This window comes from Pedobacter folensis (assembly GCF_056490665.1).
Window position 1 is genome coordinate 251,273 of record NZ_JBWJIF010000003.1, and the last position, 18,217, is coordinate 269,489.

At 39.5% G+C, this 18,217-nt stretch carries 21 protein-coding genes; 8 read left to right on the forward strand and 13 right to left on the reverse strand.

Features of this window, described 5'->3' with window-relative positions; all coding sequences use genetic code 11:
* Positions 1–45: 45 nt before the first annotated feature.
* The 9 genes from AC04QZ_RS15625 to AC04QZ_RS15665 all read right to left on the reverse strand — a co-directional run bounded on the left by AC04QZ_RS15625 (position 46) and on the right by AC04QZ_RS15665 (position 5,361).
* Positions 46–594: a hypothetical protein gene (locus tag AC04QZ_RS15625; RefSeq protein WP_478358523.1), complete on the reverse strand. Its 549-nt coding sequence runs from the start codon at positions 592–594 to the stop codon at positions 46–48.
* A gap of 6 nt (positions 595–600) precedes the next feature.
* A complete protein-coding gene (locus AC04QZ_RS15630) occupies positions 601–1,695 on the reverse strand; it encodes a DUF1266 domain-containing protein (protein ID WP_478358524.1) in 1,095 nt (364 codons plus the stop codon).
* Between the two features lie 44 nt (positions 1,696–1,739).
* Positions 1,740–2,339 (reverse strand): hypothetical protein, encoded by a 600-nt coding sequence (locus AC04QZ_RS15635; RefSeq protein WP_478358525.1) that lies wholly within the window; start codon positions 2,337–2,339, stop codon positions 1,740–1,742.
* Positions 2,340–2,387: 48 nt separating this feature from the next.
* The gene (locus AC04QZ_RS15640; RefSeq protein ID WP_478358526.1) at positions 2,388–3,047 is read right to left on the reverse strand and encodes a suppressor of fused domain protein; all 660 of its coding nucleotides are present in this window, start codon (positions 3,045–3,047) and stop codon (positions 2,388–2,390) included.
* 74 nt (positions 3,048–3,121) lie between these two features.
* Positions 3,122–3,550, reverse strand: coding sequence for a hypothetical protein (locus tag AC04QZ_RS15645; RefSeq protein WP_478358527.1), 429 nt, complete (start codon positions 3,548–3,550; stop codon positions 3,122–3,124).
* A gap of 24 nt (positions 3,551–3,574) precedes the next feature.
* Positions 3,575–4,018, reverse strand: a complete 444-nt coding sequence (locus AC04QZ_RS15650) for a hypothetical protein (RefSeq protein ID WP_478358528.1) — start codon at positions 4,016–4,018, stop codon at positions 3,575–3,577.
* 18 nt (positions 4,019–4,036) lie between these two features.
* A complete protein-coding gene (locus tag AC04QZ_RS15655; RefSeq protein ID WP_086544866.1) occupies positions 4,037–4,450 on the reverse strand; it encodes a hypothetical protein in 414 nt (137 codons plus the stop codon).
* Between the two features lie 35 nt (positions 4,451–4,485).
* Positions 4,486–5,007: a hypothetical protein gene (locus AC04QZ_RS15660; protein WP_478358529.1), complete on the reverse strand. Its 522-nt coding sequence runs from the start codon at positions 5,005–5,007 to the stop codon at positions 4,486–4,488.
* A 21-nt stretch (positions 5,008–5,028) separates the two neighbouring features.
* The gene (locus AC04QZ_RS15665; protein ID WP_478358530.1) at positions 5,029–5,361 is read right to left on the reverse strand and encodes a magnetosome magnetite crystal formation protein family; all 333 of its coding nucleotides are present in this window, start codon (positions 5,359–5,361) and stop codon (positions 5,029–5,031) included.
* 203 nt (positions 5,362–5,564) lie between these two features.
* Between AC04QZ_RS15665 and AC04QZ_RS15670 the strand changes: the two genes are divergently transcribed.
* Positions 5,565–7,442, forward strand: a complete 1,878-nt coding sequence (locus tag AC04QZ_RS15670; protein ID WP_478358531.1) for a tetratricopeptide repeat protein — start codon at positions 5,565–5,567, stop codon at positions 7,440–7,442.
* A gap of 117 nt (positions 7,443–7,559) precedes the next feature.
* On the opposite strand, the gene AC04QZ_RS15675 is transcribed toward AC04QZ_RS15670, so the two are convergent.
* From AC04QZ_RS15675 to AC04QZ_RS15685, 3 genes are read right to left on the reverse strand one after another with little or no spacing between them, the layout of a single operon-like run.
* Positions 7,560–8,531: a sterol desaturase family protein gene (locus AC04QZ_RS15675; protein ID WP_478358532.1), complete on the reverse strand. Its 972-nt coding sequence runs from the start codon at positions 8,529–8,531 to the stop codon at positions 7,560–7,562.
* A complete protein-coding gene (locus AC04QZ_RS15680; protein ID WP_086544870.1) occupies positions 8,515–8,715 on the reverse strand; it encodes a hypothetical protein in 201 nt (66 codons plus the stop codon). The genes AC04QZ_RS15675 and AC04QZ_RS15680 overlap by 17 nt, the downstream gene beginning before the upstream one ends.
* A gap of 10 nt (positions 8,716–8,725) precedes the next feature.
* Complete coding sequence (locus AC04QZ_RS15685) at positions 8,726–8,878, reverse strand: hypothetical protein (protein WP_478358533.1); 153 nt, start codon at positions 8,876–8,878, stop codon at positions 8,726–8,728.
* A gap of 516 nt (positions 8,879–9,394) precedes the next feature.
* On the opposite strand from AC04QZ_RS15685, the gene AC04QZ_RS15690 reads away from it, so the two are divergent.
* The 5 genes from AC04QZ_RS15690 to AC04QZ_RS15710 are packed head-to-tail and all read left to right on the forward strand — an operon-like array spanning position 9,395 to position 15,823.
* On the forward strand, positions 9,395–11,716 hold the full coding sequence (locus AC04QZ_RS15690) for a hypothetical protein (RefSeq protein ID WP_478358534.1): 2,322 nt from the start codon (positions 9,395–9,397) through the stop codon (positions 11,714–11,716).
* Between the two features lie 27 nt (positions 11,717–11,743).
* Positions 11,744–12,637 carry an aldo/keto reductase gene (locus tag AC04QZ_RS15695; protein ID WP_478358535.1) on the forward strand — a complete coding sequence of 298 codons (894 nt, stop codon included), beginning with the start codon at positions 11,744–11,746 and terminating at the stop codon, positions 12,635–12,637.
* The gene (locus AC04QZ_RS15700) at positions 12,638–13,810 is read left to right on the forward strand and encodes an enolase C-terminal domain-like protein (RefSeq protein WP_478358536.1); all 1,173 of its coding nucleotides are present in this window, start codon (positions 12,638–12,640) and stop codon (positions 13,808–13,810) included. It abuts the gene before it with no gap.
* Positions 13,811–13,825: 15 nt separating this feature from the next.
* Entirely contained in the window at positions 13,826–15,385 is a 1,560-nt protein-coding gene (locus AC04QZ_RS15705) for a sodium:solute symporter family transporter (RefSeq protein ID WP_478358537.1), read from the forward strand.
* A 6-nt stretch (positions 15,386–15,391) separates the two neighbouring features.
* On the forward strand, positions 15,392–15,823 hold the full coding sequence (locus AC04QZ_RS15710; RefSeq protein WP_478358538.1) for an L-rhamnose mutarotase: 432 nt from the start codon (positions 15,392–15,394) through the stop codon (positions 15,821–15,823).
* On the opposite strand, the gene AC04QZ_RS15715 is transcribed toward AC04QZ_RS15710, so the two are convergent.
* Positions 15,824–16,690, reverse strand: a complete 867-nt coding sequence (locus AC04QZ_RS15715) for an AraC family transcriptional regulator (RefSeq protein WP_478358539.1) — start codon at positions 16,688–16,690, stop codon at positions 15,824–15,826.
* 250 nt (positions 16,691–16,940) lie between these two features.
* On the opposite strand from AC04QZ_RS15715, the gene AC04QZ_RS15720 reads away from it, so the two are divergent.
* Complete coding sequence (locus AC04QZ_RS15720; protein WP_478358540.1) at positions 16,941–17,303, forward strand: hypothetical protein; 363 nt, start codon at positions 16,941–16,943, stop codon at positions 17,301–17,303.
* A gap of 173 nt (positions 17,304–17,476) precedes the next feature.
* Positions 17,477–18,217: a GntR family transcriptional regulator gene (locus AC04QZ_RS15725; RefSeq protein ID WP_478358541.1), complete on the forward strand. Its 741-nt coding sequence runs from the start codon at positions 17,477–17,479 to the stop codon at positions 18,215–18,217.

Genomic DNA, 18,217 nt, shown 5'->3' on the forward strand with positions numbered 1-18,217 from the left:
TGTAACCGCTTAAATAAACGAGCAAATAAGGTTTTCAGCTATTTATTATTTAAGTTGCTGTTTTTCGTAATCACTTCCCTTTAATGCTATGGCCATTGCCTGCCAATAAAAATTCCTTCCAAAAAAGCGATAAAATGGATTTCTGTATTGTTTCATTGCCAGTACATCCCACAATCCGAGATAGTTCCATTCCATGGTGCCAAATAAAGTTGACTTAAGCGCTTTACTTATTTTTTTAAATTCATGCTGATCGATTCCAATACCTGTTAGTTTTTGGTTCTGTTGCAACATTACTTTCAGATTAAGTTCAGTATCCAGATAATCCCTGGTCAGTATGGCCCAGGTATCGATATGCGTAGTTTGAGGGATTTTATTTCTCGCTGCAAATGCTGGTAGCAATTCCGTATCGCCATGATTTAGGAAAATAATTTCCCTGTTATCTATAATTAGCGAATGTGGTGAGGTGTTGAGATCGACAGCGTTTATTCTATCCCGGTTAACTATTCGGTTTTGGTGGAGCGTGCTAAAGAACAGGTTATACCGTTCAAATTCAATACTATGTGCTAATATGCTGTAGCTGCTCTCTTTTATCATCGTAAGCTAATTTTGTTTGTGATCAGTATTGCCTGATTGAAAACCTTTGATTACCTGGTGTTTACTTTTTAATATTTGCTGATCTACAAACACTTTACAGCCATTTTGGATCACATCGGGCAAAAGGTCAATATCATTTTTACGCCAGGTAATTTCTTTAATCGGCCAGTCGCAGTTTTCGTTGTACGCTTTATGGGCTTTCAGCTTTTCGCTTGTCACTTTAAAATCGTTAATCAGATAAGCGTGACCTAGCCTAAAATTGTTATAAAAGCTATCCATATCATCAAATAGCGCATGGATATATGCTGATGTTTTTAATATATTTTGCCATGCCGTTTCTTCCGTAATTAAGCCTGCCATAAAAGAAGTTCGCGATAGTTCTATAATGCGCTGGAGGTCGAAACCCCAAAGTAACAATGGAGGTTGATCATCTTTTGCTTCCCAGCATGCTTGCACATAACTTTCGGGCAGTTGTGTAAGGTCGGCCAGGCGGGTGATCATTTTTTTGATTTCTTCTGCTGGCATCAGGCGTTTCTCGGTAGCAAACAGTTCGCTATGCATGCCGTTAAAAAGGCGATCAATAGTTTCATTGTACGATTTTTCTGACAATACGCCCCAGCTTTGGTCGTTGCCTTCCAGCCGTTCTTCTTTTGTGGTAACGATAAAGGTTTTAAAATCCACTTTTTTAGGCAACCTTATTTCGCAAGGCCAATATTCAAGGGTTTCGATCCATTCTCCATATTTATACCCATCAGGCGCATCTAACTGCAGCGCTTCCCGTTTTGGTTGAGGCAACCAGTTTGCACCCGTTAATTTGTAATATTTCTTCTGCTCGTTTATTCTTCTCCGCGTTATTTTCTGGATAAAAATTTTACCCAGTAAAGCTCCGATGACCAATGCAATGGCAAGCCCCACATAATACATCCAGGTTTCTATTTTGTTAATTTCTTTTAGCCTGGAGAGCACGGCATAAGTAATTACTACGGGTACGCAGGCCAGTACTAAAAACGCCCAACCTGCACTATTGGTATTGCCATCCTGCGGATTGTACCTGGGCTTTGCTTCTGTTTCGCCGGGATGGTTCTGAATAAATTCCTCCATTATATTTTGTGTATCCTGGTTATTGCTATTATTTTATTTTCCTGTTATACTATTTGTAAGGTTTGATAGTCTAATAAACTTAGGCCTAAAGGTCTGGGGTGTTTTCTCCACATCATAGATCTATTGTCTGTACTGCCTTCAGTAAAATCCTCGCGGATAAAAGAAAACAGGTAAATATTATGTTTTTGAAACACCAGTTCGTCATCTTTAATCAAGGGATTTTCCTGCAACGCAGAAGCCATTTTTTTGATTAAACTTAATGGGTTGGAGAAAACAGCAGTGCCCTGGAAATGAAGTTGCCTGGCCCTGTCATCGGCAAAAAAATCAGTCAGTTTGCCATCTTCGTATTCCAGCGTTATCCCTGTTGCCCTGTGCTCCGTTTCAATAAATCCGCGTTGTGCACCAGTTTCCTCTAAAGCTTTCATAGCTGTTTTTAAATCTTCTTCGGTAAAAAAATCCTTAAGCATATGGAAAGTGTCCAGCAACTGTTCTTTTTGTGACAGAGAATTTCTTTCGGCAGTAATCTCGCCTAAAATATTTTTAAATGCGTTTACCTGTAATCGGGTCATCTCAAATGCCACTTTGCCCAGCCCAACACCAGGTAACAGGGCCCAGTTATTATCGTATGGTATGTTTGTTGGCATGACATTAATTTTATTCTGATTACGTCCAGGCAAACTCACCATTAAGTTTTATTTCCTGTTCAAATCGGTTATTAATAATGGATTGTCTTGTTGTAAACGATCGATTAATTCTTTCACAGCTGCCATTGAAGGATTTTGCTTAAGTTGTTCTACTTCTGCATTGGTAATGCCCACCAACTGTAAAAAACTTACCTCGCCGTGTGGAGTATCTATTTTCCCCAGTTCTGGATCTAATGCAAAAACAAATCCTGTTATTTCAGTGTCGTCATTTAGTTTAATAGGGCCGTTAGCTGGGATAAAGTGGTTCTCTTCAAACCATTTCCCGCTCGAGAATACATACCTGGCCAGGTTATTCATCACGTTTATGGCCCAGATGGGATCATGCTCATCATCTTTGAATGGGACCAGCCTGAACGTAAATTCAAAACCCCATTTGCTAAATTCTCCGCCGGCTTTATCTTCGCTGTAATACAGTTCGCTCATGCCATAACTGATGATGTGCCGATGAAAGGTTTGGTGACTGCTATCATAAATACTGGCGCCATCTATCGGGTCTGTTCCACCAGCCATGTAGTGGATTCCGCACAATGGCGGGTAATGGCGTGCCTCCAAATCACCGTATATCTTCTCCAATTGATCATCTATCGCCTGCCATCCTGGTGTATCTTCAGGGGTAAATTGTTGTTTGTAGAGTTCTGGGTTCATCATGTTTTTTTATTAAGCCAGTTCAAAGATTTTGCCATTTCTGCTGTTAGGGCAATTAATCACTATCTACGTAATTATTACAGCTTGTTCATTACATAGGTAAATGATTCTTCATAAGTCACATTGTTGATGGTTTCTGTTTCACGCTGCGATAATTCCAATTGCGTATCAGAATTAAATTTGAATTTAAAGAAAACAGCACCATTTCTATCTCCTCGCATGATCATTTCATCGCCCTCTATAGTAAACGAATAACGCTGTTTAGAACCACTTTTTTCGATATAATTTAGTGTGTTGCCCGCAAATTCAAAAATAGTCGTGCCACTTGCAATCTTTTCCTCATCTTCAACCTTTTTGCCATTATTAAAAGTAACGGACCGGGTGAGTACCAGATCCCATTTGCCTTGTATTTTTTGATTATTGATGTCGTTGTCGCTCACTTTATCTTTTTTACATCCGGTAAGTGCAGTTACGGTCACTAATAAAACCAATATATAAAGTTTCATAATTTTAAGTTTTGGTGCTGTTCGTTATTTTCTGCTATAAATGGTTTCTGTCACTTCTTTCATTTCAATAGCGTTGTTTTTATAATCATATTCTTCAGTATGGGAGTGCTGCGTATCAGAATAAAATTTCAATTGATAATAAACGCCACTGTTATCTTCTCTTAACCTTATTTCGGTACCAATAATGGCATAGCTGTAAGTATCTTCAGGGGTTCCGTTAAAGTAATAAGTTATTTCATTTCCCTTGTATTCAATTTCCCTTTGGTTGGCTTTATAAGGGGTTGTTTTTTCGGAGACCAGCTTGTTGCCAGCCTTCTCGTAAACCTTTTCTACCTGTGAGGTAGCCATCCATCTGCCCTGTAATTTGGCTATAGTGGCCTGGCTGCTATCGGTTTCTTTATCTTTTTTGCAACTGGTTATGAAAACTGCAAATGCCATAATCAGCATGATCATTAGGTGTTTTTTCATTTTTATCTAATTTAATTGTTACCTGTTCAAAATCATGGTAAATCTTGAAGTTGTAGTATTGTTGCTTTGTACTGATTCTATTACGAACCTGTTGGCGGTCAGTTCTTTAATGTTATAAGTATAATCTCCTATGCGCATAGAAGTATTGCTGGTAACGGTATACGGTTCTTCTGCATCGCCCTCCAGATTATTGAAAGAAATCCCATTTGTACGGAATTCAAAATACATACCTGGCCTGCCGGTAAGGTTTTCTGTTTTTTCTGGATTGGGCGGGTTGGTGGTAATGATGGTGCCTGATTCAAAATTCCATTTGCCTAGTACCTTGGCTTTAACTGCTTCTGCTGGGTTTTCAGTTGGCGCTTTATCTTTTTTGCAACTGCTTATGGTGAGTGCTGATGCGGCAATAAGCAGGAGTAATATTAATTTTTTCATTGGATTTGATGTAAAGGGTTTACAATTTTGTCTACCTATTCGCTTTTATCTGCTGGTTTTGCCATGGTAAAAATTGTGATGCCGTCTACCGTCAGTGATTTTACATAAATGCTGATTTGCGGAAAACTATTGGTTGTCGTGGCAGTGTAAAAGCTTTCAGATGAGCTGCCAGTCTTTCCATCAGTAAAGACAATTTTTCGTGGTTTTTTTACGCTGCCAATATGTACAATCGTAATTTCTCCAGAGGCATTTTTGATGGCTCCTGCAACCCATTTCAATAGAAATTCATCTGCTTCCTGCGCCATATCAATACTAATTCCACAGCTCCCATTATTTATCAGCTTACTTTCATCTTGCATGTAATAAGGATTGTTTACTGAATAATTGATGCCATAAAGTTTATAAGTCTGGCTTTTATTGCTTGCGTGATCCGTCAGTTTAAATTCAATTTTAATCGTTGAATCTTCTCCTCCGCGCTCTTCTACCTGGGCAAATACGCCGAACCCAGATAACAGCAACAATAGCATTAGCGCAGCGCGATACCATTTGGTTTTCATAATTTCTGGTTTTAGTGTTGTTTATGGAGTGAAATTGAATTTCCCCTCAAATACTTTCCCGATAAGCGGTAAAGGTTTTTCTACCTCATTATTGGCCGCTATAATGCCGAGCAAGAGCAATACAAATGGAATTAATAAAATGAGATAAAAAACACTTCCCAAAGATGGGATGATGGCCAGCACAACGCCACTTACAATACTTAAAAGGATAGAAGTGATGATAAGCCCGAGCGATTGGCCCAGGTGATAATTAACCAGCGTGCTTTTTTCTGTTGATTTTTTAAACTCGAGGTAAGAAATGATCCAACCGATCAATGTAATGTAGGCCAGGATAGCCATTGTTTTCTGTTTCATAGGATTAATTTTTTTGTTGAATTGAATAATCCAAAATTACCAGGGTATGGACGGGCAGCCAAGAAAAGTGAGACTACTCTGCGACTACCTGTTTTCATCAGAGCGACTACAAGGAGTCTACAGAAAGCGTTTAAACTGTTATATTCCAGTTATTTGTTGTAATTCTGCTTCCTCAAAAGTGTTTCTTTTTTCTATTTTTGATTATGCAGCTACCACTGAAAACATTATTAATTACAGTATCATTTGTCCTTATTTTTTTTAAAAGTGCGGATGCTCAGCAGATATACCTTGATTCGTTACGCGGCCTGCTTTCGAAGGATGGTGTTTCAAAAGAAGTACGTGTACAACTATTGTGTAAACTGGCTAAAGCGAATTTTGAAAAGAACCTGCCACTTTCTTTCCAGCAGGCCAATCAGGCGCTCCAAACCAGCGAAGGGCTAAAGGATGGAAAGAGTAAAGCCATAACCTATGCAACCTTAGTTCACCTATATGTTTGGAAAAAAGACTTAAAGCATGCTTACGAAAGCCTGGATAGTGCTATGTATTATGCAAAAAGAACAAAAGACCCGGTTGCATTGGGCTTTGTATGGTTCAGGAGTGGTTGGTTAGACCTGATCAATGATGAAAGCGATAAATCTATAGCAAAACTGCTTAAAGCCCTTGATTTTTTTAAGGGGCAACAGGCATATGAATACGAAAGCACTATATATCACTATTTAGCCAGCTTTTATGGATATGGTAATAACCCTGCAAAACAAAAAAAATACGCCGATTTATGCTACTCCACTGCTGTGAAAAGCCAACAGGTAGATTTGTTAAATAATGCCTATTTTACTATTGGACAGACCTATTTCGACAGATTTAAGCTGGATACCATTAAACGTAATCTGCTCGATTCGGCTTTATTGGTTTACAAAAAAGCACTATTGCTTTCTAAAAAACAGGAAGGACGTCTGCTGATCCACAGCAATACAGCAGCAATTGCCTTAAACACGGCTAATACTTATTTTCAATATTTTCCAAACACTTACCGTGATAGTGCCGAAAAATATGTAGACATCGCGATAGAAATTGCAACAAAAACCAATTTGCAAGAGGTGCTGTTAAACTGTTATGGCTTAAAGAGCGAGTATGCGCTGCGTGATGGAAATTATGATGAGGCAGAAAAGACATTGTTAACCGGACTGAACAAAATTGCCGATGGCGTAGTAAAAATGCCACTTACCCAGGCCAGGATTTTCCAGGGACTTGCCAATATAGCCGAGAAAAAAGGAGATAAAGGAGCAGCGCTAAACTATTTAAAGCAATATTTAACTTATTATAAGAAAGCTTTCGATGAGGAGAAAGTAAACAGTATAATAAGGGTGGAAGCACAATATCAGTCAGAAAAAAAGGAACAGGAAATTGCTTATCTCCATCAACAAACCGCATTTACCAAAAAACTGAATATTTTTTACATTATTTCTGGTCTAAGTGGAATAGCCGCATTACTTTTTCTGCTTATATCGTATAATTATAAACTTAAAGCATCGGTGAGGAAGCAGGAACTGATTGATCAGGAAAAAGATGCTGCTGAGCTGAGGGCACAGTTAAAAGAAGCAGAGGCTATTCAACTTCAAACAGAACAGGCCCTGCTTAAAGAACGGCAGGAACGTTTGGAGAAAGAGGTGCTGGCGGGTAACTTACAGATAGAGGAAAAAAATGAGCTGTTGGAATTATTATCGGGTAAGGTAAATCACGAAAGCCATCTTTCGCTTGATGAACAGATTAAACGAATTGTGAATCAACAGAAAAAAATGGATAAAGACTTTGAAGAGCATAAAACTGATTTTTTTGATACCAATCCTGTTTTCTTTGAACGTTTGCAACAAAAAGCGAATCATACGCTTACCCGACTTGATTTAAAATATTGTTCGTACATGCTTATGGGCTTATCCAATAAGGAGGTTTCTATCCGTTTAGGTATCGAACCTAAAAGTGTGCGCATGAGTCGTTATCGCTTAAAACAGAAACTGGATTTAGGCAAAGATGAGGATCTGAATTTGTTTTTGCAGCAGGTGGCTAAGCCACAGGGGACGTAGGGAATGATTAGAGGGTGTTGGATTTTGTCAAGTGAGTCCGGACGCTTAACCTAAAGGCACTTGTTTAGGCCAGCCAGTAAATCAAAAGGCCAGGCTTTTATGCCCGGCCTTTTGATTTTAATTTTTAGCGAGTGTTGCACCCGGACGGTAATAATATTCCTCTTCCTCAAAAACATCATCAGATTTATGCTGAATATGGATTACAGGTGTTGGTTCGTCTAACCTCACCATCGGCCCGTCTTTTGCAAGTTCGCTACCAGGCACTTTCGATTTAAAGATAGGCCATAACAATTGTGCATACCATTGGTCGCCTTCATAGTGCGAAATGCCATAAGCCTTAGGGTATTTCCGGGTAATTAAAGCTGTACCGAAAATGATATCCCACAAGAAAAACATGTTGCCAAAATTTCCTTTGTAATAGCCAATGCCGTCATCGGTAGTAGCAGCATGATGTGCATGATGGGTTGCAGGTGTAGAAATTGTTCTTTCCAAAACCCAGGCCAGCGGATGCAAAATTTTGTATTTATAAAAAGGTTTATCCCATGGTATACTCGAGTGTGCCAGTGTAGTAATTGTACTTTTTATGCCTTTTACCACAATGGCTGGAATGCCCAGTCCTAAATAAACCAAAGCTGTGGTTAAATAAGTCTGTGAGAAAAACAAGGTATAAATGGCATTTTGCCGGCTCGCCATGGCCATGCCCATGTAAGATGCAGAATGATGTGTACGATGAAAGCGCCATAACCAGGGAATTTCGTGGTGTAACCTATGGTACCAGTATTGGGTCAGATCATCTGCTACGGCAATAATGAAACAGCCCCAGAAGAAAGGGACCCATTCAAATGCATTTTTAAGATCCGGCAATACAGCAGGCAAGAACTTTAACCCATAATAGGCAACAACTGGTCTGATAACCAGTCTTGGTAAGGTAAAGCAGGCTATATCTACAAAACGTTCATTTTTTGGCCATTTGCCTTTATACAATCCAAAAGAAAACTCCAGTAAGCCAATAAAGAATACTAAAAAAGGAAAACCGAAACCATTCAGGTTTTCAATAATATTTTTGATAAAATTAATCACTTGTTCCATTGTTTGTCGCATTTTTAGGGGTTACAGATTTATTTTTTTCGGTTTTATGCTTTTGTTTTAGCCAGGGTCTTTCACCGGTTATGGTAAAAGTGGCAAACATAAGGGCGATGGGTAGTGCGTAGATAAAAAGGCTTAAAAATGCGTTTTTTATAATCCGCTTTCGGGTAGTTTCCTCAATTTTCATAGATGAGTTCTTATTTTGTATTAATGATGTTGGTTGATTTTTTATCGCTTAGTAAATGCCTGGTGAGGTATAACCCACCAAAAATGATAATGAAAGGAACTAAGGTTACAACAATGCCAACCAATATTTTTTTTCCCAAAATGGTAAAATCTGATAATGTCATTTTCTTTAGGTTTTATAGAGATGATTAAAGTTTAGATAATGCCTTGCTGTAAAAACAGGATGGATGTTTTTAATTTGACATTAAACCGCACTTCATTTTAATAAGGGTGAGTTCGATGCTACTGAATTAGCAACAACAGGGAGGGTACATGCGCATAGAAAAAATAAGTAAGTGTGACATATATTTTTATTAAGCGTTAATATTCAACGTGTTTTGACAAATATAAAAATTTTTATTAAAAGACTATAAAAACTATAGAATTTGTAGTTATTTTTTTGTGCCCTCCTACAATACCTTTAAATATTCTTGCTCAAGACGGCGCAAAAAGGAGATTTAATTTCAATTATAGCCGATAAGTCCTGTGGCAATCATTCAATTATTGAATTGATGATATTCTTAATGCTACAGTTCAAAGTGGTTTAATTTAATAACCTGCTGCGAAAAAAACATAGGTATTAGTTAAGTTAAGGGTAGTTTAGATTTGACCAAAATTGAACCTTTACAGGGATGAAATTAATGATGAGCATAAAGAACTTAAAAATAGCTTTAATCTGTTTGTTAATGCCAGGCACTGGTATTGCTGCTGGTGCGCAACAACCGCTTAATAAATTATTGAAGAATTTGAATGGTTCTTTAAAAGGATCCGTTAAAGAGTTCAATGGCACTGATTTATTAACCGAACATATTTTTCATAAAAATTTCCTTCAAACTAAAACGGGCAGCTGGGCTTTACAGTTAAAAACAACAAGCCCCCCCGGGCAGGGAGATGTTATAGAAGCAGTTGCCAGCTTTCGCCTGCATAGCGGCGTAGCAAAATCTACTGCAGTTTCGGTGTCATTTGATTTTAGCAAGTGGAATCCGAAAAACTACGTACTCGTTCCTGCTGCGGTATACAATGGCAACCGATACAGATCAATTGGTAATGGTTATAATCCAGATTATCCAAAGGATATGTATTATAATCCCCTGGTACCCCTTACCATTTCCAATAATCCCAGGCTTTCCAATGAAGATGGAAAAGCATCATTAATTGAGTTACAGACCGGCAATGTAGCCACGCCAGCCATGTGCTTTTTTTCGGAAACCGAGAAAAAGGGTTTTATTGTGCTTACCGGGCAATTGACAAAATTGGGTGCTAATGGCTTAACCATTAGCGAAACTGCAAAGAAAGATAGTGCTTCGTTTGGCATTTCAGTGCCTGCAGTACGTAAAATGGCTGCCGGATTCGGCGATTTTCATTTGAGCGGGGATCTTGCCCCAGACTGGAAACAAGGCGATGAAGTGGAACTGAAGTTTAAGGTATTTGTGTTTAATGCGGAGAATATCCCTGCACTTTTAAAGAAATTTATGGAAGTGCGCAAAAGCCTGTCAGGTTTAAATCATCCACGCAATTTATTGCCCATGAGCAAAACTTTCGAAGTGGCTACGAATATATGTAAGGGCAATTTTGTGCAGGTAGAGGCAGGCTCCTATTATCTGCCAGAAAATAATAAGGATTTTCAGCTGGGCTGGGTAAGCGGGATGATGAATACCTATCCCATGCTGGCTTTGAATGATAAAAAAGAACGGGAGAGGGTGATGGCCGAATTGGATTTTGTCGTAAATAAACTCCAGGGGAAAAGCGGATATTTCTTTGGAGGCATTAAGGCCACGGGCGAGCTTATCCCCGAAAAGATGTCGCCGTACTTTAAGCCTATGCAAACCCTGGTGCGAAAGAATGCAGATGTGCTGCTTTGGTTAACCAAACACTTGTTATTGTTAAAGGCACAAGGTTATGGAGCCAGTATTAAGCCGGAATGGGAAAATGCTGCAAGAAAGCTGGCTACAGCTTTCGTTCGCACCTGGAAAAAGGATGGTCAATTTGGACAGTACATTGTTCCCGAAACCGGAGAAATTGCGGTATACAATTCAACTGGTGGAGCAATTGTGCCGGCAGGTGTAGCGATGGCCTCCGATTACTTCAGGGAGAAAGAATGGATGGAAATTGCTGCTAATGCTGCAAAATTTTACTATAAAAGAGATGTAGAAAAGCAGGGTTTAACCGGTGGGCATTGTGGCGATATATCGCAGGATGCAGATTCTGAATCTGCCTTTGGATTTCTGGAATCATTAATGGCCTTGTATTATTATACCGGACAAAAGGAGTGGTTAGATAAGGCTGAGGTTCAGGCGGCTTTAGGTGCATCGTGGGTATTTTCATACGATCCGGTTTTTCCAGCAAAGAGTGCGATTGGCGGTTTAAAAAGTAATATGGCCGGAGCCATTTGGGCCAGTATCCAGAATAAACATGCCGCACCGGGTATATGTACGGCATCAGGCGATTATATCTTCAAGTTATTTAGGGCAACCGGAAATATGTTGTATGCCGACTTGATCAGAGACATTCAGCATGCCCATGCCGAGGCAATAAATATGCCCGGACACATCACAACCAATTATCTTATTGGCTCTTCTATGGAAAGGATTCAATTGAGCGATGCCGAAGGAAAGGGAAGTATTGGTAACTTTATACAAACACGTAATTCCTGGACCGAAACCAACGGCATGCTGATGGCCCTCGAAATTCCGGGAATTTACCTGAATGTAGATACAAAGAAGTTATACGTTTTTGATCATGTTAATGCCGAACTCCTTTCTGGCGATGGGGCTGGGATGATTTTACAGCTCCAAAATTCTACAAAATATGATGCTGATGTATCGGTGATGGCAGAAACAGAAAAGGAGAAACTAAAGTCGATGGCTTATACCGCATTTTTAGACTGGCCCAAAGTTAAGGTTAAAGCGGGCGAAACCATTCGGATAAAGATTAGCCCTTCAAAAGGCATTACAGTTTTATAGGTAAAAAAAATCGTCGATAATTAAATCATGACAGGCTCAGTATTAGACAATGTAATTTTAGGAACTGCTGCCCTGGGTGGGATCTGGGGAAAGATTCGACCTGAGGAATCGGCTATTACCATTTTTACAGCCCTCGAACATGGCATTCAGGCAATAGATACCGCGCCGGCATACGGCGATGCAGAAGATATATTAGGGGAAGTGCTCCGCCAGTGGGAAGGTAAACGCCCGCAAATCAGTACAAAAGTTGGGCGTAAGAAATGTTATGCAGTTGACGATGGTCACTATGATTTTACCCCTGATGGCATGTTAAGAAGTGTCGAAAATAGCTTAGAAACGCTCGGGATTCCTGAAATAGACATCCTTTTTCTTCACGATCCGGATGCCATTGTTCAAGCGGATATCGATGGTGTTTTAAAACAACTCGAATACTTTAAGCATGCTGGTTATGCCAAAAAGATTGGTTTAGGCGGAAATCCACCCGCGGCACTTGAACCCTATCTTCAATCTGATCTGTTCGAGGTAATTATGGGCTTTAACCGGCTTAATGCCTGCAATATTGAAGCTTTGGATACCATCATTCCCTTTTGTGCGCAAAATAATAAGGCCTATTACGCAGCCAGCCCGCTAAATATGGGGCTGCTGGGGGCTAAGTTTCCTGAATTTACGGCCTCTCGACCCTATTGGCTCGGTTTGGAAAGTGTAACACAGGCTAAAAAGATAGATGCGATCGCCAAAAAGTACCATATGCCCCTTCATGAACTTGCCCATCGCTTTCTTTTTACAATCGAAGGCGAATTTAAAGTGGTAATGGGGGCGACAGATAAAGAACAGTTAACAGACACATTGAAGGCAATAGAGCAAGGCCGGTTGTCTCCGGAAGTATATACCGAGGTATTTAAAACGCTAAATCAACGATAGATGTACAATATAGATAACGAGATTTTTGATATAAAAAAGATTCGGATAAGAGTTTTAGAAAAGGTTAAAGCCATAACCCCATTTCAGGATGCAACTATGGGCCCCTTCCCGCATTATTCGATATCCATTATTACCATTGAGGATGTGGGCGGAAATATTGGAGAGGCACCCATATATAACAGCTATACCAATATATTAGAAACCTGCCTGTTTCCTATATTATTCCACAGTCAGGGCATGCCTTATCAGGAATTTTATCCAAAATTATACTGGTCTATCCGGAATGAAGGGTTTAAAGGCGCTGCTTCGGCTTTGCTGGGACAGATTGATATGGCGCTGTACGATTTGGCCGCCAGGCGAAAAAAAGTTCCCTTGCACCAATACATCGGGGGCCTTCGGAATGATGTGAAAATGTATGGAAGCGGTGGCGGGACCAATTATAGCCTAAAACAATTAGAAACAGAAGCTGGCTTATTTATAGATGCCGGGGTTGACTGTTACAAAATGAAGGTTGGAAAGGATTTCGGAAAGAAATTGAATGAAGATATAAAAAGGGTAAAATTTGTAAAAAGCCTTCTTGGTGATAAAATTAAGCTGGCGGTAGATGCCAATCAAATCTGGTCGTGTGCCCAGGTGTTTAAGTTTATTGATGCCGTAGGAGAAGAAAATATCCACTGGCTGGAAGAACCGATTCATTCGGCCGCTTACGATCAGATCGAGATGCTCTGTGGAAAAACCTCCCTTACCATAGCTTATGGCGAGTCAGAGAGAACCTCGAAAATTTTCAGGACACTGGTGAATAGCGGAGTGAAACATTTGCAGCCTGTTCCCACGCAATTGGGGGGCATTAAAGAGTGGTTAGAAATAAGGGATCTTTGCGAAGCAGAAAAACTACAGTTTTCTTCAGGAGGATATTCTTTGTATTCAACTTTCTTAATGACCACCGCCAATAATAATGCAATGATCGAATATTTGTATTCCATTATGTATGGACTGGAAAAATATTTTCTGCTTAAACCAGAATGGAAGAACGGCAGATTTTTTCTCCCTGAAATAGAAGGACTGCCGGTAAGAATTGACTGGGAATATTGTAAAAAAGAAAATAAGATCATTAGGGAGCAGTTATGGGAACAACAAGATGTTCCAAAATATGCGCCTGTGGTATCCATGTAAAAAAAGAACCCGACTGTGAGTTTATCATTCAACTATATAGATTATTTAATTTTAGGCCTTTACGCCCTTGTCTTATTTTTTGTTGGCTTTCGCTTTAGTAAAAAGGGAAAAAATGATGAAGATATTTTCTTAGGGGGGCGAAGCCTGAAATGGTGGCAGATCGGCTTTTCTATGTTTAGTGCAAATGCAGGCCCAATGATGTTAATTGGTTTTGCCGGCATTGGTTTTTCACATGGCATTGTGGGCAGTAATTTCGAATTATTAGCCTGGATATTTTTAATGTTATTATCCATGGTCTTTCTGCCTTATTACCTTAAAGCCAAAATATCAACTATTCCACAGTTTTTAAAAATCCGTTTTGGTAACCGGTCTTATAACTTTCTGGTCATCTACAGCCTGATTTCGATACTGGTGGTGTGGCTTGGAAGTGCCCTTTATGCCGGAGGCCTGCTCATTTCGGGAGTATTTGACTGTTCGTTATTTACGGCAATTATCATCATCGCATTTGTAGCCACAAGTTTTACCGCCATTGGTGGCCTAAAGGCTGTGGTGCGTACCGGTATTTTTCAATCTATCATTATTATCATATCTTCTATAGTACTTACCTTTTTGGGTTTTCAGAAAATTGGAAGTATGGACGCATTGGTTAGCCAAACACCAGAATCCTATTGGAAACTTTTTCTGCCGGCATCACATCCCGAATATTCATGGGTTTCTATTGTTTTGGGCTACCCGGTTGTTGCTATTTATTATTGGTGTGCAGATCAGACCATTGTGCAAAAGATGCTGGCCGCTAAGAACTTAAAAGAAGGACAATACGGGGCTTTATTTATCGGTACCCTTAAAATTATAATGCCCATCATATTCATTCTTCCAGGGGTGATGTGTTATGTGTTATTTAAAGATTCGGCACAGCCGGATACGGCTTATATCACCATGATTAAAAGGCTGATGCCGCATGGCCTGCTCGGCCTGAGTATTGCCGCATTGATTGCTGCATTAATTGATACGGTATCGTCGAGTTTAAACGCCTTCTGTACCGTTTTTACACTAGATGTTGTTCCGCAGTTTACACCGCTTAATCAGAAACAGCAGATAAAAATGGGCAAATGGATTACCATTGTGGCCGCTATTGCGGGGGTGGGGATTGCCATGCTTTTCTCTTATTCGGGCAAAAACTTTTTTGAATTAAGCCAGGGCCTGGTTTCTATACTCTCGCCCCCATTGGCTGTGGTTTTTCTGGCCGGAATCATCTGGAAACGCGTGAACAGCATCTCCGTAGAAACTGTACTTTACGGGGGAGGCCTGCTCTGTTTACTTCTGGGTACCTGCCACGTATTGAATTATCCGTACAAAGGATACTGGCCCCATTTTTTGCTATTATCATTTTATATATTTATAGCGCTAAGTGTTGCCATTGTGGTGTTAACCTTAATTACAAAGCCACCAGTGGTACAGGTACAGCCATCACTTCTTGAAACGAAACATCAGGTGGCCGATAGCACGAAACCAATATGGTTCATGTGGCTCGGCCTGGCGGTGATCATGGTTTTAATTTATTTACTTTTCAACTAAATCAATATGAAAAATAGCGTTCTTCTGCTTGTATGTGTAATTTTTGGATGTACCTTGCTGGGCTGCGGTTTGTCAGGCAATGAAGGTAAAGCGGATGAATATGCCGAAAAAGTATTTGTTGTGAATACCGTTGATAATCAAAAAAAACTGCAGGAATACTTAAAGTACCACAAGAATATATGGCCAGAGGTAGAAGGGGGATTTAAAAAAGCTGGATTTAAAAGTATTAGCCTCTATCGTTTTAACGACCTTATTGTGATGCGGGTTACTTTTCCGAAAGATGCCGATCTGAATAAAATGAGCCAGTTGTCAGAATCTTTTAGCCCCCGTTGCGCCGAATGGAATAAATTAATGAATAATTATCAGAAGGGCGTTAACGGTACTTTGCCAGGGCAGAAATGGGTGGAGGTTATTCCTTTTTATAAGTTCAGTAACTAATTAAGCGCTGATTTTATATTGTTTAACAAATTCTCTTGGCGATAAGCCTTTTACATCTTTAAAGTGTTTGTTGAAATTGGAAATGTTATTATAACCACTCTGGTAACAGGTTTCGGTTACGTTATAATTGCCTTCCATTAACAATTTGGCGGCGTGTCCAACCCTTATTTCTTTAATAAACTCTACTAAAGTGCGGTTGGTTTTTTGTTTAAAGAACCTGCAGAAGGCACCTGTAGACATGGGTACAATATCGGCCACATCGTTTAATGAAATATCTTTCTTAAAGTTTTTAAATATATAATCGAAAACGCGGTTAATCTTGTTTGCTTCGTTAGAGGTTTCGACAATACTGAATGAAGGCGAGGAGAGTGTTTTATAAGAATCAGATCCGGCAAGCACATCTAAAAGCTGCAGCATTAAACCCGCCCGGTAAAGGCCTGTTTCAAACAACATCTCGTTCATAATGGTTTTAACTCTTGCAATGGTTGTGTCTGTAAATAAAATACCTTTTGCGGCATTTTTAAAAAGTTCGTTCAAACCAGCTGCCTCAGGTTTGGTTAAGAGTTCCTTCCCCAGGAAATCAGGGAAAAAATGTAACACAATTACCTTAGGCTGCAAACCAGGGTCTACGGTGCTATAATATTGCCAGCAATGTGGTAAATAACTTCCCAAAAGAACGAGCTCTGTTCCGCTGAAGTCTTCAATATGATCGCCTACAAAACGTTTTCCACAGCAATTTTCGATCAGGGCGATTTCAAAATTAACATGTGATTTTAATGAGGCGTATTTTTTTATTTCCAGCATTTCCGAACGTACCGTAAAGGACTGATCGGGCGGAAAAGTGAAGTTCTCATAAATATACTGCATGCTGGTTAGTTTTTTTTGGTCAACCGAGAGCGTTTGGTGTATTAAATATACCCTAATATTTTCGCGAAAATAAGCAAATGCAAAAAAAACATCAGAAATAATCAAATTAATGGTAGTTGCGTCAGGTTATTCTCCTGAGTTTAGCCGCAAGAGGGAAATCATTGAAACTATATTCAAAAGAATAATTATGGAGAAACTGGCGGAATTCCTGCTAGCAATTTTACAAAAAAATTAATCCCGGCGACCGTTTATGTCAATGCAGCGGGATGAAATACTGCCTGCCTGCATTTTTAATTTAGCCGATAACACCATATTGCTGAACTTCAGGATTCATCTACTTCTTTCTAACTTAACCAAACACATGATGAAAAGAGCAAAAAATACCTACACTACCGATGAGAACATCATAGAAAGTACTATGCCTGCAGGAATAAGTATCAATAGAAATTTATCTATTGACCAGCTGGAAGCTTTAAGAGAGGGGCAGTTAGTCACCGACGAAAAGGGGATGTCTGCCATTTTGTTGACTGTGGAGATTAAAAGCCGCCCAACCGAAAAACATGTATACCTCAAACTTTCCTCATGTCCGAAAACGATTCTCATTATCAAATAACCATTTAACGATTGTTATAAGTATTGAGCCTGGAAGCTCCGCTTAGATTTTCCGCTGGAGCGCTTTTCTATTTTATTAACACGCTTAAGGCCAATAAAAAGACCATTTTACAGGCTTTAATTTTTTTTTTGAAATGTGGTAAAATATTATAAATTTGTAATATGTATGAACATATGAACAAAATACCTCAGTTGGATCATGATAGTAAAGTACCACTGCATTATCAGGCAGAAGAGCAATTGAGAAAATTAATTCAGCTTCCTGAGTTTAGTAATGGAGAATTATTTCCAAAAGAAACGGATTTGGCCATGCGATGGGGAATTTCCAGAAATACACTCCGACAGGCCATCAACAACCTGGTAAATGAGGGATTACTGGAAAGGAAAAAGCGAGTGGGGACAAGGGTTACGCAACGAAAAATAACGACTAACCTAACCAACTGGATGAGTTTCACGCATGAAATGGAAGATATGGGATTGATTTTTAAAAATCTCGTACTCGATGTGCAGAAAAAAAAGGCCAGTGAAGAAGTATCAAAATATTTGCAGATCGAAGCCGATACCGATGTAATCTGTCTTAAACGTATCCGAAGTATTGATGAAAGTCCGATGGTGTGTTTCGAATCATACTTTCATCCCCGTATCGGGCTCTCTGAAGATGAAGATTTTAAAAAGCCTTTATACGACTTACTGGATATGGACCACAATATTGTTCCCATGTATTCTCAGGAAGAAATAAAGGCGATCGCTGCTACAGCGGAAATAGCCGATCTGCTGGGCATAAAAAAGGGCTTACCTGTGCTGGAAAGGAAAAGATTGGTGCTCGATGCAGGCAGAAAGCCCATAGAGTACAATATCTGCTACTACCGTAACGATTGGTTTACCTATAGTATTGAAATTAAGCGATCGGTGTAA